This is a genomic window from Mesorhizobium sp. ORM8.1 (genome assembly GCF_053005525.2).
The window spans coordinates 2,401,773-2,424,264 of record NZ_CM132600.1 but is presented as its reverse complement, the minus strand read 5'-3'; the positions used below and the strand labels follow the sequence as shown (position 1 = coordinate 2,424,264).

The following is a 22,492-nucleotide window of genomic DNA, read 5'->3' as shown; positions in this document are numbered from 1 at the left end:
ATGTCAGATGGCTCACACTGTGCTGCAAACAACGTTCGTAGAACGACCATAAGAGCGCAGCTTCGCTACCCTGCCATGCTCGCGCATGGCGGGCCTTAGCCGCAGCCGCACCTTGCAGAGCGCGGCTAGCGCGAGCCTCGGCGGCCGCTCGCGCTCTCCTTTCATGTCTGGAACTGCGCTCGCAGGACGGCGAGGGCAACAGGCCGCACTTGTGATTGGAAACGAAGGGCCGCGGCTTTGAAGGTAACAAGGAAAACATTAAGAGATGGGCCGCCGGCGCAACAAGCGGCATCAACCCTCGGCCAAAATTCGCGGTGGGCGCGATCACGCGAACCTGTACATGGCTCCTGCGCGAAGGCCCAGCCTCTCTCCAGCAGAACAGCGGTTCCTTAAAGCTAGGGATCGGGAGCAAACCCGCTCCTGTTTTGCCGCAGTGAGACGCGGCAACGACGATGCCGACCGCAACCAAAGGATCGCTGATGTTGCGAAGAGGGAACAGCCTCATCTAGGTGCCACAGCAGCGCTCTGCGGCCTATTCTATCTCGATCATAGTAGCTTTCCTGCGGGGCTGGATGACGTCAAATCACATCAAGCCACGGCCGCCCTACTAAACGAATTTGCCGAACCAGTACGCTACCTGATGTTTTCCACCTCCGTCTATAGTACCGGGCGATCAAGAGTGCCGTGTGCGAATGGATGTTTGCACCCGCACGGAGAAGTCTTACCATGTCGTGGCGTCCCTCGAAGAGATGGTCTAGAGCGGCCGAAGGACGGGCGTTCCTCGTCCGTAATTGCTCTCAAAAAATGTGCGACCCTACGGTTCGATGATTCCTAGGTCGATCGCCCTAATAGCGGCGACTGTTCTATTTGTGCAATCCAGCTTGCGCATCGCATTCTTTATATGGAAATTAACGGTGTTTAGGGATACATTGAGAATAACTCCTGTTTCCCAGGAGGACTTACCGCGAGCAGCCCACTGTAGGCATTCCATTTCCCTTGGGGAAAGACCAGGAGCGTTCTTTGTATTCCCCATTTTACCCCACCTTTCCAAAAAATGTAAGGCAGCAAATTGCAAGTAGATAATTGTTATATTTTTAATTCTGTGGTGTGACTTCTGAGCAAAGCTCATCAGTGCAAAATCGGTATTGGGACCGTGCAATGGAATGGTAATGCCTGACTTCAGGCCGAACTTAGCCGCCTCATCCAGAACGCGCCGTTCGGCTTCAGTCGTGCCTGCATCGTTGTATATCTCGCTCCAGCGAAAGGCGCTTGCCCGCTTTCTACCGTTTTTGATAACGGGATCGATTTGATCATAGCCCATTTTAAAATAGCGCTCTTGCCATTCATGCGGATAATTGAGCATGATGGCCGGATCGCACCCGACGCGGTCTGAGGAACTGTTCCTAAATTCAGGAGCGCCGTAGGAGATCCAAGGGCAATCAAAACTCGACGAAAAGTCAGATAACAGGTCGAATAGCCGCTTGGGTTGAACAACGCCATCAGTTCGGTCGAGAAATCGGCCAAATTCGATCGCCAACCTCTCCATGCGGGACATGCGAAGTCGCGTCGATGAACCAGAAGAGAACTGGTCTGATCCTGGCGTCTTTCGGATTCGAGAGGCCGTAGCCATTTGGGGACGTTCCATGGTCTCTCTCCGCGACTATCTGCGCGAGGTCTTGCGATCTCTTCTTGCGAACCGGCCGGCGGATTCCTGCACTGTACGACTGCCGCACGGTGTATTGCCAAAGCTCTATCATACGAACTGCAACGGCCGGGTAATTTCGGGTTAAGTTCAAAGTTCACACACCCGCGGAAAATTTACAGCGGTGACAAAAATCTGTCGGCGGTAATTGGCCATGGACGGTTGGAATGTGTAGAGGATGAGGCTACTGAGGCGACTGACGCAGGAACAGCTTGCCGAGATTCCGGGTTTGCCGGTAGTACATCAGTGGCTTAGAGAAGGTGGACGAAACTCCAACGATCGTGACCTTGCTCTCTCCAATTTAATCCCATTTGAAGTTCGTTCTGGGCCATAGAGAGGACTAGCACATGAAACCCCTGCGCTGGAGAGCAGATCATCGGATTTAAAGGAACAAGGCCCCGGGGGTCGGTTGCCGATGGTGCCACTACCTGTCATTCAGCTTAGAGCCTTGGCCGTTTCTGTTACGCCGTAGCGCGCGGGTTGAGCGACGGTGGAGACGCGAGCCCTCGTTGAGGGCAAAGGGCTTCGGTCCGCTCGGGGAAGCTCAGTGTACGTGTCGGCGACCGCAGGTTCGGTGAAGGTGATCATGGATGAGTTCTGTCTCCCAGTTCGCGGCGCGGCAATGGCTTTGCGCTAGGGACTGCACGTGTTGTGCCAACTGGAAAAATTGTTTCAGAGCAATGCGATTGTCTTCTCGCGGCGTATCTCATGTCCGACATTGTCGACGATCCGACAATGACCGCTGCTTAGACGCATCGTCGGTGTGGTGTGCGAGCACGCACCTAGACCGGGATACTCAAGTAGTGAACGCACAGCGAACTTGGTTGGGACACAACACCTTCACTCCAAACAGCTTCACGTGCCCGGCTTTCATCCGCAGCCACCCAATGAGCTGGCACACCATCTGAGTGACGAAGGCGGCCGCGCGGCTTAATCGTCAGGCTCCGCCAGCGGAAAGACTCGGAAAACCGGGGAAAAGGGGATGGTGGACAGGTTCGTCACATTGCGGAGCGTCTGCCCGGGAAATCGGATAGTGTCCTGAACGTTCGAACGTTCTGCAAAAAGTTCTGAAGAAAGAGAAGCGCCGGCGAGCCCGCGCTGCTTGAGCCCGGCCACGAATGCGCGCCAGCTCGAATGGCTTTCCCGGTTGGCCAGCTCCACGTCCAGAACCTGGCGCCGGCCCTCCCAGTCCACCCCGATCGCCACCAGCACCGCCTGGCTGGCGATCACGCCGGCCTCGCGAGCCCGCTCGTAGCGCGCATCCAAAATGAGATACATAGCTTTCCTTGAGCGGCTGCTCAAAGAACGCCTTCAGCGCTTCCATCCAGCCGCACCGTCGCCGCGCTCACCGTCGCGGCCGAGAAGGCGTGACCGCACAGCTCCTCGGTGATCGCCTTCACCTTGCGCGTCGACACCCCCTTGCACATACATCTCGACCAGCGCCACAGCCCAGTCGGCTGAGTGGACGGTCATGGCACGTGGTGACGTTGCGATCCGCCGGTCCCGTGGGAAAAGGAAGTGCCATGACCAAGGGAGACAATAGTTTGCGTGGTTCGGAGTTGAAAGCTGTCAATACCGGGTGAAATTTCCCCAAAAGTGCCAAAGTAAAATTCCCCAATTACGCCGATCGCATCGAACGCCGCGGCGTGGCATCGCAGCACCGTCGGCAGATCCTGATGCATAGCAAAGCGCGCCCAGATGAGACGGCTATAGCCCAGCACCATAGAAAACAGCCAGACGATCCTGGGGGTTGCCGGCTCGTCGGTGAAGACGACATGGAATTGGGCGAAATCCACCTGGGCCTGTTCGCCGGGAGCTGTTTCGAACCGAACTTCAAAGCCGGGTTCTGAGGTCGGACGAACGTCTCTGAGAAAGTCCGTGACGGTAGTGTAGTCACCGGCGTACCCACGATCCTTCAGTTCTCGCAGGAGCCGCCGACCGCTAAGGCCGGGATAGGCAGCAACCCGTTCACGCAGATAGGCGGTGAATGGATCAATCACCGTCGCCCGCGGCTTTCTTGGTCCGTAGGCAGGGGCCTCAAGGCCACGCTCGATGTATCTGCGGATTGTCTTTCGATCGACGCCGGTCTGCCTGGCGATCGCTGACACCGACAGCCCCTGCCGGTGCATATCCAAGATCATGACTATCTCCCCGAGTTTGATCACCGCCATTCCCCTCTCGACCATCGAGAGCAGTATCGGTGATGACGTGCCGCCGGTCCTCCGGGGCGCGCCCCGGAGGACCGGCGGCAACGCTAAACTGGGGAAGATTCAAACGGCACTTCTGGGGAGTATTGATCCGGTATCGACAAAAGCACTGCTGCTGTCGGACGAGGACGGCTTTCGGCGGGTTTTGCAGAGTGTGGTGCGGGAGTTTCTGGAAGCCGAGATGACGGAGGCGCTGGGGGCTGAGAAAGGCGAGCGGACCGCGGAGCGGGTCGGCTACGGGTCCGGCTACTACGAACGCCGGCTTGTGACGCGGGTTGGCGTGCTGGAGCTGCGCGTCCCGCAGGATCGGGCGGGCCGGTTCTCGACGGAGCTGTTTGAGCTATATCAGCGCTCGGAGAAGGCATTGGTGGTCGAGTTCGTCGTCTCCGATGATCATCCGAGGCTCAGGGCAGCGATCCAGGAAGCGCTGCCCGGGCCGTCTGGCAGCGCTGCTATGTGCATTTACGACCGGCGCGATCTTGCCGAGGTCAAGCGTGATCTGGCGTAATGGATCGCCAAATTGCGGGCCACGTACCCAAGGCTGGTGATCTGGGTGGAAGACAACATCGAGGAGACGCTGAGCTTCTATCGGCTGCCGCTTGCCATCACAAGCACATGAAGTCGACGGATGACATCGACAAGCGTGATTTCGGCTCTCCTGTGCGTTTCTTTGTTCGGCTTCAGGTGAGCTGTTTTTTCGCCCCCGCCTACAGGATTTCCCGTGCGGGCGTGTCGAGACGCAGTCAAGGCTGGCCGGTGCGATGGCGCCACGGCCGGCTGCGAGGTTTCCAGGCCACGCCTTGATGGCGTCGAGCACGGCGCGATTCTGGAGCGGACCGAGGCGTCGGTCGTGCCGCCACATTTCCTTGTGCTATATTTGTCCGGCACGGACGACCACATGGCAAAGAGTGGTGCGAGAGGATGAGAGTGCCGCCACGCAGCCGTTATAGTCGTTCCTCGTTTGTGGCGTCCGTGCGCCGCTTCGGCCCTCGTGACCGCCAATGCCGAACCATCAGCTCGTAGGCACGTTCGGCATTCTCGGCCGCGGCTTTCTCGCTGTTTCGCAACTCCTTCACGTTGTAGGCGTAAGCCGAACCGCGGCGACCGACACCGCGCTCGCCTGGCGCACCAGCCTTGAGAGCGAGCTGCCTCTGCTTTGCCGCCACCAGCGCCGGGCGAGCCCAGAAGTAGTCCTGCTCCTTTGTCAGCAGATGCCAAATCAACACGGCGAGCTTGCGGGCGAGCGCCACGGCTGCGACCTGATAGCCGCGCTTGTTGCGGATGCGCAGGAAGAAAGCCCTGAGCGGTCCGGGCGCCTTCGCCGCCGCCCAGGTGGCCTCGACCAGCATGGCGCGGGCATGGGAGCGCCCATGTTTGCTGATCCGGCCATATTGCGCCAAGCCAAGACCGGATTGACGCACACGAGGATTGAGGCCGAAGTAGCTCACCAGCTTCTGCGGTTCGCGGAACCGCCGGATGTCGCCGACGGCGGCGATGATACCACTCGCGACGATGGCGTTCACGCCGGTGATCGTCTGAAGCCGCCGGACTTGCACATCATCAACCGCTTCCCGGGCGATCTCCCGATCGAGGTCAGCCAGATCCTCGGCCAGGCGGTCGATCTCGCGGATGTGGCGAGCGATAGCGGCCCGCTCGTCGTCGGGAAGCACCTGCCGCTCGAGCCAGGCGCGACCCCGACGGTTGAACAGATCGGCATGCGGGCACTTCGGCACGAGATGCGCCTGCAGGATGCCATGCACCTCGTTCTTCACGCGCGTGCGTTGCCGCACGATCTGGTTGCGCCGCGCGACGAGGCGGCGAAGCCGCTCAGTCCGCTCATCGGGAACCCAGACCTCCGGCAGAAAGCCGCTGGCATGGAGCTGCGCCAGAACCCCGGCATCGATCTTGTCGGTCTTGATCCTGGCATGGGCGATCGCCTTCACCTGCATCGGGTTGGCGACAATCACCCGGCCGACATAGGGCGACAGAACCCGCACCACCGCCATGGCGTTGCCCGTAGCCTCGACGACAATCTCATCCGTCCTTCGCAAACTGCGGCCGAACCCTTCCAGTCCCGACCGGGTCATGTCGACCCGTCCGTGATGGCGCAGTTGGCCATCTTCCCAAACCACCACCTCCGCAAAGGTGCGGTGGATGTCCATTCCAATCACGCGTCTCATCGGCTCCCTCTCCTCAAACAGTCGGGAGCCGGCGGGCGACGCGACACCTACGGATCCGCGCTCTCGGCGCAACCGGGCAGGTCGCAGGGGCGGCCAGCTACTAACGCGAGCTCGCAGCTCATCGAATACATCGGCCTGCCCGCACTTGGCGTGCTCCCGGTGCCCCTGTCCCGGATGGTCGCACCATACGCCGAAAATCGATCATCTCCAGCGGGGATCGGATGGCACAGTCATGATCATACCGGTTACACATGCTGGAGCGGCTCCGCAGAGCTGTCCGCGGCTGGTGCGGGCGCTGGCGGTCGAGATCCATGAGACCTGGCTCGAGGCGACCCGCTACCTCAACGTCGAACATCTGCGCGAGCACAAGAAGGAGAGCCTGAGGGCATTGGCCGCCTGAAGCGCAACTAAATCGGCTGAAACCGCGATCACGGCGCAAGGCCACATTCCATCTCGATAGCGCCCTGCGGAGCACGTTCGGCGCGAGCCCTACCAAGAGCTGATCGCGCGTCTGGCGGTTCGTTTTTTGGTTGGTCAGCTTCACCTGTGCAACTGTAAAGGCTGCCATGGCCTGAAGGTTCGACTTCAGTGACAGTGACGGGAAATTCCGGCGAGGAGGCCTTCGACGACCGAGCTCAATTGCACCGTAAGCTACGATAACTCTGCCGACGAACCAGGTGCCATCCACCGTCCGCGCAACCTCGTCCCGAAGAAGATCTGGATCGGGCGCAGGCGTCGATACCGCTCATTAAACTGATTCCACCGACCCGCTCAGGCGGCTCTCCCTATTACTGTACGGTTTTGACGGTCGGGTCGCTGGTGCGTACCTCTCCTGTCCTGAACAGTTCCAATGGTACACAGTCAGACGAAACGGTCGCATAGACGGCCCGCTGCTTTGGGCGCCGGTGTGCTTCGCGAGTGAAAATGAACTCGGACGGCTCACAGCCATGACTAGAGTTCTTCTGGCGGGCGCTGATCAAGCTGAGTGGCAAGATGAAAGATCCAACGACTACAGCGTTCGTCTGACGCTGCGCGGCTGGGCTTTGGGTTCCAGCGCCGCCATCCAGCAATCAGCGTGATCTTCTCGCTGTGCGCCAGCAGGCCAATGCTCCGTCTCGCGAATCCTTTCTGGACGTAATCGCGTGGCCAGCGACCTGTCGCGCTGGGGTGTTTTTGTTTCGCACATTCCTATGCGCCCAGTGTGGCCGTGTTCTGGTGTCCGCGCGGGTGCGTCCATCTGCTGCCGGTCGTCGCGCAACAGCTGTCTGAATGCTCGACGACATCGCCGTTCGACCTGGCAGCCTTGCCATGTCGTGCGGTGGTCCTACTGTCCCGGACAAGAGCCAACATGTTCTCCGCGGCAACAGGGAGCATACCTTCCGACTCGCAGTCGAGGGCGCGGATATCTTGCACCCTGTTAGCCTGAGTGCCGAGGCGATCTGGCCCGCGATGCTTTCGAAGCATCGGCTGAGGGCGCTGGAGTGGCTCAATGGTCTAGCAGGCTGTTGAAGAAGTATCCCGTTTGGCTTTGAGGATGGCTTCGTCGCCGTTGTGATAGGCGAATGTGATCTCGATCGAGCCGTCGTCGAGCAGTTCGGCGGAGCCGTCGCCGGTGACTTCATTCATCTCCTCGCAGCCACCCCATGCGAAGAAGACCATCGAGGGACTGTAGCGGAGATCGAGGCCGGCTTGCAGGGCGCCAAAGGCGATTTCGCCGTGATTGTCGGCTCCAATGGTAATGGTTGCGGGTCCGCCGAAGTCGAGGTACCCGCGATCCCACAGATCGGCCTCGATGATGCGCTAGTGGCCGATCAGTTGACAGCCTGCGGGCGCGGTCATGTCGGTGCCGCCATGAGTTTAGGCAGCCGCACCAGATTATAGGCGGCGGCAGCGAAGGTGACGGCCCATCCGACCCGGTCGCGGCCGCGCAAGTTGGTTTTCTCCTGCCCGGCGATCGTCTTGATCCAGCCGAACGCCTCCTCAATGCGCTTGCGGATACGCTGGCTGACGGCATAGCCGCCGTGCCGGGTCGTGCGCCCATCAATCGCCGAACTTCGCCCGTTCGTGTTCTGCGCCACATGCGGCGTCACCCTCATCGAACGCAACTCGTTGATGAAGTCCTCCGCGTCATAGGCCTTGTCGGCGCCAAGCGTGATCGCAGCCGACCGATCCGCACGAGGTTCGATCATATGGAGTGCCGCCACCCACTCGGCATGCCCGTCGGCAAACGTCAGGCAGGCGTCGACCAGAAGGCCATGGCGGTTCTCCATCAGCCCATGCCCGATGAAGCAGAGCTTCGTCTCCTTGCCTTTGCCCTTGCGGTAGAGCCTGGCGTCAGGATCGGTGGTCGAGCCATGGGTATCGTTCGACCGCTTCTGGCCATGGAAATCCGCTTCGGCGTTGCGCCCGCCGCCTTGAGCCGGCGGCTCGCCCGAGCCGTCTTTCGGCTTGACGCTCTTCATCGACGCCCAGGCCTCGATCAGCGTCCCGTCGACCGAGAAGTGATCCGTCGACAGAAGCCTCCTGACCTTGGGCTGCGCCAGCACCGCCGCCAGGAACTTTGCGGCGATGTCGCCTTCCAGCAGCCGGTCGCGGTTCTTGGAGAACACCGAATGGTTCCACGCCGCCTCGTCGACACCGATGCCGACGAACCAGCGGAACAGAAGATCGTATTCCAGCCGTTCCATCAACAGCCGCTCCGAGCGGATTGAATAGAACGCCTGCAGCAGCATCGCCCGCAGCAGCTTCTCCGGCGGGATCGATGGCCGTCCGATCGGCGAATACAGCGCCGCGAACTCCCGCTCCAGCGCCGACAGCGCCTCGCTCACAATCAGCCGGATTGCGCGCAACGGATGATCACGCCGTACCCGCGCTCCAAGGTCCACGTAGCTGAACAGTTCGCCTGTCTGTTCGTCTTCGCCCCGCACGATTCACTCCCACCTCTTCGTGGTCAGAGTGAATCACGAACCTGGGACCGTCGCGAGCCCTTTTTCAACAGCCTGCTAGGTGTGTGGTCCCGGAATGAGGGGGTGCGGATTGATCTTGAAGATTGATGGGTCCTTTGTCCATGCGTTGCAGATCACCTGATAGGGTGTTCGCCATCGTAGGGCGATGAGGTGTTTGACGAAATTATAGGCGGCAACGAAGGCCATGACATGGGCCTTGAGGTTCTCCAGATCGTTGTAGTGGTAAACCTTGACTGTGGCGTCCTTGATGGTTCGGCTCATCCGCTCGGCCGACTGTTGGTCCAGGGTGATAGGGTTTGGTTAGCCGATGTTCGATGTCGTTGACGATGCAGTCTTGCCGGTGCAGTCATGGAACTCGACGTAATTGAACTTCGACACGCGGTCGATCGCCAGGAACATGACCAGCTTGCCGTCGGCATGCCGCAGTTCGCAACTGTCGATATGCCGTCAGCGCCGCCATCTAGGCTGGGCGACATGCGCCTTGTCTATCGCTGCGCGTGTCTCCTCGACACCCGGTCGGGGAATTCTGTCAGCACTTCGCCGGTAGATGGATTGAGGACGTCAAATGTCGGTCCGTGAAACGGCGGCGCCGCCAGACCTACAGCGCGGGGCAATTGCCGGCCGATGCCCCGATCACCCGGCGCGCGGGTCGTCATACGCCGGGGTCTGTGCCCGCCCGACCTGCGGTTCCGAGCGGCTGGGCAGGGAACAGCGACGATGAATGCGAGGTGCTGGAATATGTGCCGTCACACTTCAAAGTCGTCGTGCATGTACGGCCGAAATTGAGCTGCCGGATTGCGAGACCATCACCCAGCAGGCGATGCCTAGCCTGACGATCGAGCCGGCAGGCCGGGCCAAGGGTTTATCGCCCATGTGCTGGTTTCCAGATATGCGACCCCTTTGAACCGACAGTCCGGCATCTACGCTCCCGAGGGCAAGAGCGGCCGGCTGTGGGTCATTGTGCGCGACGAAGGCACGGGGCTCGCCCAATCCGTCGGCGGCTTCCTATCGCTAGTCGCTTAACCGCAAGGGCAAGCACGCCCAAGACCGGAATCCGGCTTCCTTCACGCAGACGCCTATGCCGGCTTCGACAAACTCTATGAAAATGAACCGGATCCGATCATCGGTTGCCCGCGCGTGGAGTCGGTCGCGTGTTTGGGCCCATGCTTCGGGGATCGATGCGCTCGAACGCAAGGTCCGCCAGCTCATGTGGAGTGGATCTCAGCAGCGACAGATCAATCATCGTCACAGGCCTGCTTCATCAACCGGAGGCCAGCCCGCTAGTTGCGGATTCAGCGATAAACGCCGATTCCCTGCGCTGATGGAAGGTTAATCGCGCAAAGCGGTCCGGTGAAGCTGATATACTCACAAGTGACCGGCCTCGTCGGCTCGACATCAATAGAGCGACCCAGCATGCTTCGGATAACTTCGATCGCAAACGATAACCAAATCAGTTCTGCCGCCGCTGTCCTGTTGCCCAACGATCAGGGTGTTTGTGCGGCGCGCCCTGCCGGTGTACCTCCCCGCCGGCAGGGCGCCTTTTTTGACCGCTGGATTTGGGTGCCCCGCTGGATCTGCGTGATTGTAGCGCGTCCGCAATCGCAAGTTCGCGAAGGAGGTCATCTCCGGAGGGCACATCGAGCTTCGGTATTTCTACTACACCGTTGCAACCGCCCACAATCGCAGCTTCGGACCCGCGGCTTGCGCAGCCGGCGTCGCGGTCGCATGCACCTCGTTTCATATGATCGAAGGTCCGGGGAGTAGTCACTGCGGTGAATTTTCTCCAACGTCGAATATCTCAGGTGCGAGTCTTCTCGCCGTAGCTGCCAAGAAGCCAGAAAGTCCAAGATTTAATTGAAAACAGCCGCAGGAGAAAATGCAGCTCGTCTTCGAAACTTTGCTAGAACAGCTGTCGTTGAGCGTCGATGAAGTCGATTTCCACAACGCACTGGCCTGCGCCGCCGGCGCCTTCGACATTCCCGCGTTCGCCTATCTGTCTCTGGTGTCTGGTCGCGTCACAAAACCCAGGCTGATATCGAACTATCATAACGGGTGGACGTCGCACTACTTGCGCCACCAATATGAAAGGATCGACCCGGTCATAGAATGGGCAAGATGCAGCGAATGTTCCTTTCAGTGGGGACCGGGATTCGGCCATGCCAGCATTTCAACGCGACAGCGACAGCTTTTCGATGAGGCTGCCGAATTCGGCATCTGCTGTGGACTGACGATTCCACTTGTTGATCGCCGCGGCGGTGTCGCTGCGATGACCTTCGCGGCAGACAGGCTCGATCCGACCTTCCTGCGCGTCGCCGAGCAATATGAGCAGGCGCTCGAGATTATGGCGATGTGCTTTCACATTGGCGTTCGCCGCAAGCTTTCGGGTGGTCTGGCGGTGGATGGTGTTTCGCTGACGCCCCGTGAGTACGAATGCCTGAAATGGACGGCGAAGGGCAAGTCCGCCTGGGAGATCGGCTGTATCTTGGGAATCAAGGAGCGCACGGCCGCTTTCCATCTGGACAATGCCAAGAAGAAGCTCGGCGTGCGCACCAAAAATCAGGCGGTGACACTGCTGGCTTCCTCACGATCATCAATCCTCTGAGGAACAGAATCCCCCTTTGATCTACCTGTGCAAATGCACAGGCAATCGCGGCATGAAGGTTCGCCTCCAATGGCAGGGTCATACCTGCGAGGAGACCATCATGATTGAGCTTATTGCGCCCGGCTGGTACGGCGCCTTTGCCGACGAACTTCACGAAATGCACCCCCTGCATTACCGCGTCTTCAAGGAGCGGCTCGGCTGGAACGTGTGCACGACGGGCGGCTTCGATTCAATCCCCTGAAACCGCACTATCTCGTGTTGCGCGACTCCGCCGGTCGCGTCGGGGGCGGAGTACGCCTTCTGCCCTCGACGGGCCCGACGATGCTGCGAGATGTCTTTTCGAGGCTCTTGGAGGAGAGAACGGCATCCGAGGAACCGAGTGTATGGGAAAGCAGCCGTTTCGCCCTTGATCTTCCACCGGCTGCACCGAAGGGCAATCGGAGTATTGCTGTTGCGACCTATCAACTCCTCGCCGGCATGATCGAGTTCGGTTTGTCGCGGCAGCTCACCCATATCGTCACGGTTACGGATTTGCGCATCTGCGTCGCGTCGGATGGCCGCTGGCCCGGATAGGTCCGCCCCAGACAATCTGCACCACGCTCGCCGTTGCCGGCTTTTTAAATATCTCAGAGGAGAGCCTTGCTGCGGTCCACCGCAATGGCGGCCTTGGCGGTCCCGTGCTGTGGGCGCCGGTGCTCTGCACGGGCGCCTGATAGGTAATAAGACGCGACGCGGCTGGGCCTGGGAATTCCTGCGGCGCAATCCGGCCTTCCAGCGTGACTTGGGGCGTGCGCTTGAGCAGGCAGAATTTGCAGAAAGGCGCTTCGACATAGAAGTGGTGAGATCGTCGCTCGATCTGACGCAGTGGGGGCTCCTATTTCGCAAGCTCGTTGAGGCCCGATGCGAATGCGTTCTGGTGCTCCCGCCAATGCCCGCATGCCGGTCATTGCAGAAAAGGCATTGTCGCTTGAAACACTTTCGTTTGATCTCGCTGCTTATCATGTCGAGCGGCACTCGTGACAACGGCGGACGGTCGCCAGCATGTTATGCTGCGAAATGCTCACCGAGATTTACAACTGCTTGTGGAGGGCGCGGACGTTTTGCGCCCCGTTCGGCTTTCCCGTCGACGCGATCTGGCCCGCCGATCGGATGAGACAGCAGTCGAATGCGTTCATGCCTCAATGCTCTTCACGCGACCGGACAACTTCCCGACAGGCTGTTTCCGCTCGAAGCGCGCGCCAGTCGTCTGCGCTTTGTCCTCCAGGCGCTTGACGGCTCGCTAGGCGGTGCATCGCACCGTAAAATCGCAAGGGCCCTGTTGGGCCGGCAACGCGTCCAGGCCGACTGGACGGATCCGCGCAATCACGTTGCGGATCGCATCCGAGGTGCTGTTCGCCGCGGCCACATCCTCATGGATCGTGGCTATCGGGATTTCCTCGCCTGAAGGTGATTGGAATAGCCACCTGGAGCCGCTCAGCGCGCGAACAGTTCTTTGTATCCAGTGGTAACCATCCAGTTTGCCCGATCGAGATGGCTGCGAACCGCCATTCGAGCGCGCTCAGGCTCTCGCACCGGATCGATGCCGAGGACGAGCTGCGCCATCTCCTCTTCGCTGGCATCGTCGGCGGACGCGTCCAGGAGCCTCATATAGATCGTGAATAGCTCGTTGTCGTAAGCAGTCAGACGGTCCGACCACGGGACTTCGTCTTGAACTTTGGGTTTCATTGCGACCTCCTGCGGTTAGGGTTTGTCGTCAGTTGGGCTAATTATACCGAATAGGAACGATCGTTCCTAGAACCATAGTTCCGGTTCTGGTCCCTATCTCGCCATGGACCTCAAGGAGGTCATGGCGATCAACATGCGTCGCTTGCGCCATGATCAGGACCTGACGCAGGAAGAATTGGCTGCCCGCGCAGAGCTGAGCATGCGCTATGTGGGCTCGATCGAGCGTGCTCGGGTTTCCGCAAGTGTCAGTGTGCTTGGCCGGCTCGCAAAAGCGTTTGATGTTGATCCTTGTGAGTTGATTAGGCCGCCGCAGTAACAAAGGCGCCCCGGCCCATCCTGGATTGCCGCAATCGATTTTGATGGCGCGCAACCGGCCGCCAGTGAACTGAGCCCGCTCTCTTCGACATGGGTCTAGACCATTCGGCTTCGGTCCTTGGCGCGATAATCATCGTCAGCTCGCATCCGGAAAGTCGCGATCCCTAACAGCAGGTAGTTCGGACAAAGTCGACGCTCGTGCAAGTTGCTCTGGTTTGTAGAGTATACTCCGTGGTGAAATCCTCAACAAGAGGGTGGCCTCTCGACTATGGGAATCCGAGAGGTCTTTGCCCGCAATCTGCGTAGGCTTCGCGAGAAAAAGAAGCTGTCGCAGGAGGCGCTGGCACATGAAGCTGGTGTTGATCGAACCTACATCAGCGCTCTTGAGCGCAGTGTATATGCTGCTAGCATCGACATGGTCGAGAAGCTCGCTATGGTGCTGGAGGTTGAGCCGGCAACGATGCTCGATCCTCGATCTGAATAGACTTAAGCATCGTCTGACGCCGAGATCCCTTCGATCGCCCCGCCAACGCCGGCTGCTGGAACAGCTGATACCGGCGCGCAAGAACAAGGGCTTAACCTAGGCCAAGCTTGCCGAAGCGCTTCGCCGCCCGCAGTCTTTCGTGGCCAAGTATGAGGGCGGTGAACGTCGCATAGACCTCGACGTAGCGGAAGCGCTCGAAATCGAACCTTGCGAGGTTCTCGCACGTGTGCGTCGCTTGCGTGCCGACAGCTCGTGCTGTGCTTGGCTTGAGCGACCAACGTCATCAAAATTGCATCCCTGGATTGCTATCTTTGCGACCGCAAATCGCCGTCAATGGTACGCTCACCCACAACTTTCGAGTTCAGTGGCGGCAGAAATCTGGTGTCGTTTATGTTCCGCCGCCGAACAGCATTTGCGAAGAGCGCGAAATGACAAAGCCAGTAGGGCGGGGGTTCGGCTCTTCTATTTGGCGTCGTGCTTTGCGCGCATGCCGACCTGACTGTCTGCGAACTAGCGGCGATTCTCGATCTTCGTCGGGAGCGCGTCGCGCGACAGGTCCGGATGCTGGCCAGAGCCGACATTCTTTGCGGCAACGGACAACGTCCTTGGTCCTCTTATCATCTCAATGCAGTGGGCAGACGGAGGGTTGGTTCAATTCCTGGTCGATCTCCCGCCCCACGACGATGGGCATCATAAGCGGGACCTGGAGCGGCTCGAGGCGGTACAGACGCGTGGTCGAAGGGGACCGCTGCTCGATCGTGAAAGGATCTGCCTAGGTGGCAGTGCTGGAGGCGAACTCCTATCTCGTGGCTGACATTGCGCACATCAGCGGCCTGATTGCCGCCGGAGCATCCGATTCCTGTGGCTCGTTGCGACCGGCACATCTCACAAGTCGATCCCCGGCCCCCGTGGAGGCTTTATTCTGTCGAAGAATAAAATCGCTATCAGGCGCTCTTACTGCAATGTGAGCGTCGGCGGCAGCAGCCAAGCCTTGCCGACCTTGCCCAGCCCGCCGATCGCACCTTGGCCATCGATGTTGGCATAGGTGGGGCCGAGTATGAGTTCGGTGGCGATGTTGTCCGTGAAGAAATACGAAACATCGAGTTCCGGCGTTATCGTGTTCGAATACGAAAGACCGGAGCCGAGCACCGCATTGACGAAGCCCGAATCCCCGGTGATCACCCCCAACGCCCTCAGGCGGATCTGCGAGGGGCTGGGCGCTTCGGCAACTCCGTTCGTGCCTGCGGGACGTTCGCGGCTTGCCCAACATCTGCCGCGCCGGCCTGTCCCGCAACAATGAGAACGACAGCCGCTGTTAATGCCCGCGCCACCCCATTCGCGATCTCACCATGCTCTTCTCTCCTTGATCTTCAGAAATGACACACTTCCGCCTTGATTGAATACTGCTCGCATCAATCGAGTTTGACGGAGCGCTCATGCGCGATAGCCTCAGCATGTATCGTGCCAAATGAGAAAACCATTGCAAAACAACACGGTCACTCTGATAGCGCTGTGTCTCATGTGCGAGTTCGTCGGAGATCCGACAACCAGTGCAGTCATAGCCGCCGCGGGGAGCCGAATGCAGTCCCCAGTCGCCTCGGTTCTGGGACGGCAACGGGGCTGCACGTTTCAAAACCCTCGGAGATTTCAGCAGCTATCGCAGATTGGGACCCTGCACGCCCAGATCGACTTGCCCGCGTAGCAGCGGCAGTCGCCTATGGGACGCGGCCATCTGCAAACGCGATGGTATAGTCCGGAATATTATATTGGCGAACTGAACACCACGTCGCGAGCGGGGCGTCCATGGTGTCTGGTGCCGGGGCGAGACTTGGCACGCCGGTAGCGGCACCATCGCGACCTTCGCGCCGGGCGAACCGCATTTCGGGGGTGCGGGCAACGACCTTGGCTGGAGTCAGAAGATCTTCTACCTGCCCGAACGCCTTATCCGGCAAGTCCTTGAGGACAGCGGCCAGACCGAACCGGGAACGATCGACTTCAAAGAGCCCGTTCCAGGAGAATGCCCTCGTTGCGCAGGGACTCGGCGCGCTCTGGCGCCTGCTTGAACATGAGCATAGCTCGGCACTGGAGATCGAGGAACATCTGATCCGTTTCCTGCCCCGTGCCTTCGCGCAGGTCGGCAGGTCGCCCGTCGCCGAGCAAAAATTGGTGCCGCCGAGGTTCCGCGACGTGCGTGACTTCATCCATGCCCACTCGGACGAAGTCCTGCAGCTCGCCGCTCTCGCCGCCCTCGCCGGATGCTCCAAGCGACGCTGATCGATGGCTTCAAGGCGCATTTCGGGGTGCCCCCCACCCGTTACCTGATCCAGGTTCGCATTGACGAGGCGCGACGGCTGCTGAGGCGAGGTCAGCACGTCGCGGAGGTCGCCGTCGCGAAGGCCGCAATTGGCTCCGGCACAAAGCGTTGGGTATCGACATTCTCTGCATGGCTGTCCGTTGATCCGTGTCCGGATGAACGATGCAACATGCGCGCCAAAGGAAAGTCCCTTTAGATCAAGGCGATCGATCGAACCGGCTGTGTCGGACGCCCGACCTTAACGTCGCATATGCAACAGCTCGGACACCCCAAGATACATCGACCTTGGTTGTACCTCGGTACTAGACAAGAGTGGATCGTCGAGCCGACGGAAAAAGGGCGCACGGGCGCCCTTCATTCGCCTCGGCTGCGCGTAAGCCGCCTTCGCCGTCCTTTGTCAGAAACGGTAGGTGACACCTGCGCCTATCAGCCAGGGATCGAGCGGCGCTTTCCCAGTCAGCTTGTTGCCGGCCACGGTAACATCGAAGGCTGGCTTGAGGAAAAGCTTCTTCACGTCGAAGTTGACGCCCCAATGCTGGTCCACCATGTAGTCGAACCCGACCTGCAGTGCGGTGCCGAACGTGTTGTTGACCTTGAGATCATCGGCGCTGCCGGCTTGCTGATGATAGAAAATTGTATAGTTCACGCCCGCGCCAACATAGGGTTTGAAGGCCCCGAAATCGGTAAAATGGTACTGCAATGTCAGCGTCGGCGGCAGCAGCCAAACCTTGCCGATATTGCCCAGCCCAACGATCGAACCCTGGCCCGTGATATTGGCGTAGGTGGTGCCGAGGATAAGCTCAGCGGCGACGTTGTCCGTGAAGAAGTACGAGATGTCGAGTTCCGGCGTCGCGGTATTCGAATAGGAAAGACCGGAGCCGGGCACCGCATTAACGTAACCCGAATCCTCAGTAATAACACCCAAGGCGCGCAGGCGGATCTGCCACGGGCTAGCCCATTCCGGCACCCCGGCACCCTCGTCGGGGTCGCACGGGACCTCTGGAACGTCAGCCGCGGCCGCCTGCTGTCCAACCAGCATCAGGACGATCGCCGCTATAAGGCCCCGCGCCACGCTCAATCGCTTTGTTGCCATCGTATTCTCTCCTTGCTCTTCAGAAATATAGACCTTCTCGCTTGTAGTCCGGATGTGTTGGCCGAGGTCGACAGAGGTCAGGCGCATTTCGCGCAAGCAGTGGTCGCATTTGTACTTTTCTCGCAGCCATAGACTTTTACTCAATCACCGTCGTTTGCTCTTGTCTGGTTCCCCTCCGTTTATGACGGTATCGGCATGCCAGCCGATCGCGCTGCGAAGAAAATTGGTGCCAAGGCTGATGAATGCCGCTCGCTCGCGATTGTCCTTGCCGTAGCCGTGCCCACCGGTGCTGGGCTCGTAAAAGTAAGCGGGATAGCCAAGCGCTTGGAGTTTTGCGGCCATCTTACGCGCATGGCCGGGGTGGACGCGGTCGTCGCGTTTCATGGTGGCGAGCAGGATAGGCGGATACGGCTGTCCCGGCGTGGCAGTGTGATAGGCGGAGATTTCCTTCAGGAAAGCCCAATCGTCAGCCTTGTCGGGATCGCCATATTCCTCGATCCAGCTCGCGCCTGCCAGGAGCTTGGTGTACCGGCGCATGTCGAGAAGCGGAATCGTGCAGAACAGCGCGCCGAAATGCTCAGGATAGCGCGTTAGCATGTTGGCGATCAGAAGGCCGCCATTTGAGCCACCCTCCGCGGCGATCCGCCTCGACAGTGTAGTGCCCCTTCTGACCAAGTCGGCGGCAACGGCGGCGAAATCGTCATGGGCCAGACGCCTGCCTTCCCTGCGCCCGGCATCGTGCCAGCGGGTGCCGAACTCGCCGCCGCCGCGGATGTTCGCCACCACACAGGTGCCGCCGCGCTCGAGCCACAGCTTGCCGAGCGGGGAGTTGTAGTAGGGCAGGAGCGATATGCCGAACCCGCCATAGGCGGAAAGGTGAACCGGGGCATCTCCGTTCCCATCAGCCGGACCGACCTGCGTATAGGGGATCATCTCACCATCGATCGAGACTGCCTCATGGCGCGTGACCACCAGTCCGGATGGGTCGAAATTCTCCGGGCTGCGCTTCAGCATTACTGAAGCGCTGAGAGGCGGCGCGGCATTTAGATCGAATAGGAAAAGCTGCGGCGGCGTGATCGGATCCTGAGCGCAAACCAGAACCTCTCCATTGGTGTCGTGATCTGCTGCATCGAGTGACCAGAGGTGAACAGTCCCTTCGGCGGGCACTGTGTCTAGGGCTCGGCGTGTCCATTCCTGCGGGCCCGGGGTAAACACCTCGAATCTCGGAGCGAGGTTCGCCAGGTAGCCGATAATGAGCTTCCCGTCATTCCATAAGAATGACTGCAGACAGCGTCTCTCGGCTGGTTCAAATAGGGTACTGAAACGGCGCTCGCCGGTCAGAAAAGAGGAAAGCGACATGCCGATCAGCGCGTCGGCGCTATAGGTCGTCCCGGCAACCGTCCACGCTTTGCGCGGCTTTACCGCCAGCCAATCGCCAAAGTTATCCCACCGGGCGTCGTTCGGAAGGTCGATCTCAATCGTCGGCCCGCTTCTGTCGCCAATGCGTACCAGCTTCTCGAGCCAGCCCAACTGCTCGACGAACCACAGGCGCTCGCTCTCGGCGGTACGGTCAAGATGGCCAGACACACCCAAGCTTTCGGAGCCGGTCTCGAAGATTACCGGCGCGGTGAGGGGATCTGCGCCACGCTTCCACAGTCGCACGGTGCGTGCATAGCCGCAGCGCGTGGCCATACCATCACCAAGCGAACTGGAAAGCAGAAGCGTGTTGGGGTCGAGCCAATCAATGTCGCCCTTGGCCTCGGGCAGATCGAACCCGTCGGCGACAAAGCTTAGAGAGCTGAGGTCGAATTCGCGATGCGCGACTGCGTCGCCGCCGCCGCGCGACAGGCGCAGAAGGGCTCTTTCCCGTCCCTCCGGCTCGATCGACGCGCCGCCCCAGAGCCAGTCCTCTCCGTCGCTAGCAGCGAGGGCGTCGAGATCGAGCAGCAGCTCCCATCGGGGATCCGCCTCCATGTAGACAGAAAGGGTGGTCCGGCGCCACAGCCCGCGCGGATTTCCGCCATCTTGCCAGAAATTGTAGAGGTACTGACCGCGGCGCGTGACCAGGGGAATCCGGTCGGGGCGGTCGAAAATCGCTGTCAGCGCCGCTCGGTCTCGCTCAAACTGCGTTCCACCGAAGCACTTCAGGGTCCTGGCCGACTGGCCGTCCGTCCATGCAAGTGCCCGTTCGCCATCTACATCTTCAAGCCAAAGATGGGGGTCATCGTCGGGTGCATTCACCGTTGGCCGGAAATCGAATTCGGTCATGTCGCGGCAACCCGACGAGTGAAAGCGCTATAGTTTCGGTCTGCTCGGTAATGATCAGTGTTGGCGGGGGCGCCAGCATCTTCGAAAAGCGTGATCATCAGAGGGTTCTTCTCAGTTGGCGGCGCCAGAGTGCTCCTGGGCACAGGACTGCATCTGTCGTGCCAACTGTGAAATCGTTTCAAAACAATGCGATGACTCTAGTAGCGCTGTGTCGCATGTCCGACATCGTTGAGAATCCGACACGAGCACCCCGCAATCGCCGGATCAAGTTCCAGCGGCGAGTTCGGCTGCAAGGTGCAGACCCAAGCAGTCAAGCTCACAATGAACTTGGCTAGCAACATCTTCGCGCACCAGAACGCTTAATGCCTTCGGATCCAATTGGCAGACGGCACCGCAAGGCGATGGCCGCCCAGGCGGACCGAGAGCTTCTGTGGGCCTAGTCACCGGAGCGGTAAAAAATGGGAAATCCGAGGGCTTCGTTGGCCGACCTGATCGTTGGTCAAGCCCCTGCCACCAACCGCATCCGGCGCCATGCCCTGCGTGAGCACCACCTCAAAACAATTCGCCCACGTCGGTGTTCGTTTCTGCGGCCCTCTGAACAGTCGGCTTACCTGTACACCTATACAGGCTGCCACAGCCTGAAACTTGGCCTCCAATGGCGGGAACTTCCCCCAGGAGACCTCGCATGACTGAGCTTACACCGCCCGCGCTACGACGACCTGCGCACCATCAACGTGAAACCCACCGCCGCGGGACGCGGTCTTCAAGGAACGTCAGGAATGCGGCGCAGGAACCAGCCACTGTCGGCGAGCCAACTCACTTGGCCTGCTCGGGCCGTGCTGGCTGCGCTGGTTCGATCATGTCGCCGCTATTTGCCGGCGTGTTCGGCCCCGAACGGTGCCGACCGCACACGCTTCGACGAAACGCATTCAGCGAGGTCTGGTGGCCGCAGCGCCGGTGCTTTGCCAACCGGCATGATGTTTCGACCTACCTTTGGGCGGGCAGGGGAGCACAATAATGCCTGCAGTCCTCGTGAAGGGCGCCGATGAGGCTGATTGGCGCGATGAAAGTTCATACGATTACACCTCAGCTCTGACGCCGCGCGAATGGGCCTGGGAGTTCTTACGCCGCAATCCAGCATTCCAGGCTGATGTGAGCGCTGCAAGCCAGCAGGCAAGTACTTTGTCCTTGCGACCTTTTCTCGACGTGGTCGTGTCGGCCGGCGACCTGTCACGCTGGGGTGTTCTGTTTCGCCGAGTATTGTGTGCGCAATTCGGTCGTATTCTGGTCTCCGTTATGGTGCGCTCATGTGCTGCCGGTCTTTGCAGAGCAGCAGTCCGCGTGTTCGGCGACAGCGCCGTTCCAGCTCTCGGCATTGCCGTGCCGTGCGACAGTCCTGCTGGCGCCCGACAATGGCCAGCATGTTTTTCTTCGCAACGCGCAGCATGCGCTCCAGCTTGCGGTGTCTGGCGGGGATATCTTGCACCCCGTTTGCCTCCGTACTGACGCCATCTGGCCCGCGACGCTTTCGAAGCACCGCCTGAGGGCGCTCGAGTGCCTCAATGCTCTGAATCTGGGTCAACAGCTCCCTGACCGCTTATTCCTGCCCGAAAAACGGGGTCCCCGTTTGACCTTCGTACTTCGTGCGTTGGACGGCTCACTTGCTGGGGCCTCACATCGCGAGCTCGCCGAAGCGCTGATTGGCCAACGGCGCGTCTATGCAGACTGGAGGGATCCTCGCGATCATCTGCGCGACCGCATTCGCCGCGCCGTCTCTCGTGGCCGCGCCCTTATGCATGGAGGGTACAGGGATTTCCTTCTTTGAGAAGTGACGGTCCGCCCTGTACATCAGCCGGCGAGCAGTTCGGAGCTAGAACCGGTCACCCCAGTTCGCCCGGTCGACTTGGCGGGGCAAGGCCTTAGGTGCGCTCTGGTTCAGGCGTCAGTCGATGCCGAGAGGCCCGTTCGACATTGTTCCATAGGTGACAATGTTGAGTACGCAACGGAGAAAAAAGCTGTCGCGTCGGGTATTTTAAAACGCTTTTTGCCTTGGCACGATACATGCACGCCCAGCAAAATGCGCGGACTGAGTGGTTCCCCCCGCCACGAAGGTCGCGGACTTACGCCACCTCCCAAGGCGTACCCGGCCCGGCAGCGAGCTCAGTCTCCTGCCGGGCATGCGTGTTCGGACGAACTCGCGCTAGAACTTACAATTTGAGACGCATTTCGGGTCCGGCTATGCGGCTGACATCTGTAAGCTAGTCGAGCACGGCGGACTTGCCGCTGCGTCTGCGACGGTTACGCAAACGAAGGGCAAGGCCCCAAAACAACCAGATCTTCGAGCGCGTCGTTGTGGCTCCAAGTTCCGGCAGCGACTATTTCGGCCATCGCCAACTCGAGGACCGCCTTTCAAGTAATGCGGAAAGGCTCACTCGCAGCATAGTCTTAGCATTTCATAGCTGATCCCATCGTCGTCAGCACATGCTGCTCAACGGTGAGCGCGGCAGGCAGAACCTGTGGAAAGACAGGTTCCGCGCGTCGCTAGGCCGCTCGGCACGCGCGGTGCTTGAACCCATTAAAACGTACTTGCGCCAGCCGGATTGCCACTCCCGTTCAAAGTTGTTTCGAAGCGCCTC

17 protein-coding genes and 7 pseudogenes are annotated in these 22,492 nt (G+C 59.9%); 12 read left to right on the top strand and 12 right to left on the bottom strand.

Annotation, left to right across the window (positions count from 1 at the left end):
• Positions 1–814: 814 nt before the first annotated feature.
• From ACVDG8_RS12410 to istA, 3 genes and pseudogenes are all read right to left on the bottom strand, one after another.
• Positions 815–1,555, bottom strand: coding sequence for a LuxR family transcriptional regulator (locus ACVDG8_RS12410; RefSeq protein ID WP_447254963.1), 741 nt, complete (start codon positions 1,553–1,555; stop codon positions 815–817).
• Positions 1,556–2,776: 1,221 nt separating this feature from the next.
• Positions 2,777–3,229 (bottom strand): annotated as a pseudogene (locus tag ACVDG8_RS12405) (transposase); the annotation flags it as partial.
• Positions 3,230–3,312: 83 nt separating this feature from the next.
• Positions 3,313–3,867, bottom strand: a pseudogene (gene istA, locus ACVDG8_RS12400) (IS21 family transposase); the annotation flags it as partial.
• Positions 3,868–3,985: 118 nt separating this feature from the next.
• Here istA and ACVDG8_RS12395 point away from each other — a divergent pair.
• A pseudogene (locus tag ACVDG8_RS12395) lies at positions 3,986–4,527 on the top strand (transposase); the annotation flags it as partial.
• 326 nt (positions 4,528–4,853) lie between these two features.
• On the opposite strand, the gene ACVDG8_RS12390 reads toward ACVDG8_RS12395, so the two are convergent.
• Complete coding sequence (locus ACVDG8_RS12390) at positions 4,854–6,071, bottom strand: IS110 family RNA-guided transposase (protein WP_455707828.1); 1,218 nt, start codon at positions 6,069–6,071, stop codon at positions 4,854–4,856.
• A gap of 286 nt (positions 6,072–6,357) precedes the next feature.
• Between ACVDG8_RS12390 and ACVDG8_RS12385 the strand changes: the two are divergent.
• Positions 6,358–6,489, top strand: a pseudogene (locus tag ACVDG8_RS12385) (IS256 family transposase); the annotation flags it as partial.
• 1,094 nt (positions 6,490–7,583) lie between these two features.
• Here ACVDG8_RS12385 and ACVDG8_RS12380 read toward each other — a convergent pair.
• The 3 genes and pseudogenes from ACVDG8_RS12380 to ACVDG8_RS12370 all read right to left on the bottom strand — a co-directional run.
• A complete protein-coding gene (locus tag ACVDG8_RS12380; protein ID WP_447254962.1) occupies positions 7,584–7,715 on the bottom strand; it encodes a hypothetical protein in 132 nt (43 codons plus the stop codon).
• Positions 7,716–7,924: 209 nt separating this feature from the next.
• Positions 7,925–9,016, bottom strand: a complete 1,092-nt coding sequence (locus tag ACVDG8_RS12375; protein ID WP_455707715.1) for an IS5 family transposase — start codon at positions 9,014–9,016, stop codon at positions 7,925–7,927.
• Between the two features lie 75 nt (positions 9,017–9,091).
• Positions 9,092–9,499, bottom strand: a pseudogene (locus ACVDG8_RS12370) (integrase core domain-containing protein); the annotation flags it as partial.
• 53 nt (positions 9,500–9,552) lie between these two features.
• Here ACVDG8_RS12370 and ACVDG8_RS12365 point away from each other — a divergent pair.
• The 5 genes and pseudogenes from ACVDG8_RS12365 to ACVDG8_RS12345 all read left to right on the top strand — a co-directional run bounded on the left by ACVDG8_RS12365 (position 9,553) and on the right by ACVDG8_RS12345 (position 13,101).
• Positions 9,553–9,888: an IS66 family transposase zinc-finger binding domain-containing protein gene (locus tag ACVDG8_RS12365; RefSeq protein ID WP_447254961.1), complete on the top strand. Its 336-nt coding sequence runs from the start codon at positions 9,553–9,555 to the stop codon at positions 9,886–9,888.
• 1,043 nt (positions 9,889–10,931) lie between these two features.
• Entirely contained in the window at positions 10,932–11,657 is a 726-nt protein-coding gene (locus ACVDG8_RS12360; protein WP_447254960.1) for an autoinducer binding domain-containing protein, read from the top strand.
• A 100-nt stretch (positions 11,658–11,757) separates the two neighbouring features.
• Positions 11,758–12,370: pseudogene (locus tag ACVDG8_RS12355) on the top strand (acyl-homoserine-lactone synthase).
• Positions 12,340–12,810, top strand: a complete 471-nt coding sequence (locus tag ACVDG8_RS12350) for a transcriptional regulator domain-containing protein (protein ID WP_447254959.1) — start codon at positions 12,340–12,342, stop codon at positions 12,808–12,810. The pseudogene ACVDG8_RS12355 and the gene ACVDG8_RS12350 overlap by 31 nt, the downstream one beginning before the upstream one ends.
• 12 nt (positions 12,811–12,822) lie before the next feature.
• Positions 12,823–13,101 carry a DNA -binding domain-containing protein gene (locus ACVDG8_RS12345; protein WP_447254958.1) on the top strand — a complete coding sequence of 93 codons (279 nt, stop codon included), beginning with the start codon at positions 12,823–12,825 and terminating at the stop codon, positions 13,099–13,101.
• 29 nt (positions 13,102–13,130) lie between these two features.
• On the opposite strand, the gene ACVDG8_RS12340 is transcribed toward ACVDG8_RS12345, so the two are convergent.
• Entirely contained in the window at positions 13,131–13,382 is a 252-nt protein-coding gene (locus tag ACVDG8_RS12340; protein ID WP_447254957.1) for a DNA -binding domain-containing protein, read from the bottom strand.
• A 103-nt stretch (positions 13,383–13,485) separates the two neighbouring features.
• Between ACVDG8_RS12340 and ACVDG8_RS12335 the strand changes: the two genes are divergently transcribed.
• Together ACVDG8_RS12335 and ACVDG8_RS12330 are read left to right on the top strand one after the other, a co-directional pair.
• On the top strand, positions 13,486–13,698 hold the full coding sequence (locus tag ACVDG8_RS12335; protein WP_447254956.1) for a helix-turn-helix domain-containing protein: 213 nt from the start codon (positions 13,486–13,488) through the stop codon (positions 13,696–13,698).
• A gap of 267 nt (positions 13,699–13,965) precedes the next feature.
• Complete coding sequence (locus ACVDG8_RS12330; RefSeq protein ID WP_447254955.1) at positions 13,966–14,181, top strand: helix-turn-helix domain-containing protein; 216 nt, start codon at positions 13,966–13,968, stop codon at positions 14,179–14,181.
• Positions 14,182–15,138: 957 nt separating this feature from the next.
• Here the strand turns inward: ACVDG8_RS12330 and ACVDG8_RS12325 are convergent.
• Positions 15,139–15,411, bottom strand: a pseudogene (locus tag ACVDG8_RS12325) (OmpW/AlkL family protein); the annotation flags it as partial.
• A 620-nt stretch (positions 15,412–16,031) separates the two neighbouring features.
• Here ACVDG8_RS12325 and ACVDG8_RS12320 point away from each other — a divergent pair.
• Positions 16,032–16,244, top strand: a complete 213-nt coding sequence (locus ACVDG8_RS12320) for an AraC family ligand binding domain-containing protein (RefSeq protein ID WP_455707827.1) — start codon at positions 16,032–16,034, stop codon at positions 16,242–16,244.
• Here ACVDG8_RS12320 and ACVDG8_RS12315 read toward each other — a convergent pair.
• The 3 genes from ACVDG8_RS12315 to ACVDG8_RS12305 form a co-directional block, all read right to left on the bottom strand.
• Positions 16,177–16,386 carry a hypothetical protein gene (locus ACVDG8_RS12315; RefSeq protein ID WP_447254954.1) on the bottom strand — a complete coding sequence of 70 codons (210 nt, stop codon included), beginning with the start codon at positions 16,384–16,386 and terminating at the stop codon, positions 16,177–16,179. The genes ACVDG8_RS12320 and ACVDG8_RS12315 overlap by 68 nt on opposite strands.
• A 506-nt stretch (positions 16,387–16,892) precedes the next feature.
• Positions 16,893–17,588: an OmpW/AlkL family protein gene (locus ACVDG8_RS12310; protein ID WP_447254953.1), complete on the bottom strand. Its 696-nt coding sequence runs from the start codon at positions 17,586–17,588 to the stop codon at positions 16,893–16,895.
• A 144-nt stretch (positions 17,589–17,732) separates the two neighbouring features.
• Positions 17,733–19,856, bottom strand: coding sequence for a prolyl oligopeptidase family serine peptidase (locus tag ACVDG8_RS12305; RefSeq protein ID WP_447254952.1), 2,124 nt, complete (start codon positions 19,854–19,856; stop codon positions 17,733–17,735).
• A 1,017-nt stretch (positions 19,857–20,873) separates the two neighbouring features.
• Between ACVDG8_RS12305 and ACVDG8_RS12300 the strand changes: the two genes are divergently transcribed.
• Together ACVDG8_RS12300 and ACVDG8_RS12295 are read left to right on the top strand one after the other, a co-directional pair.
• Positions 20,874–21,362: a transcriptional regulator domain-containing protein gene (locus ACVDG8_RS12300; RefSeq protein ID WP_447254951.1), complete on the top strand. Its 489-nt coding sequence runs from the start codon at positions 20,874–20,876 to the stop codon at positions 21,360–21,362.
• Positions 21,319–21,681 (top strand): DUF2285 domain-containing protein, encoded by a 363-nt coding sequence (locus ACVDG8_RS12295; protein ID WP_447254950.1) that lies wholly within the window; start codon positions 21,319–21,321, stop codon positions 21,679–21,681. Before ACVDG8_RS12300 ends, ACVDG8_RS12295 begins: the two co-directional genes overlap by 44 nt.
• Positions 21,682–22,492: the final 811 nt, after the last annotated feature.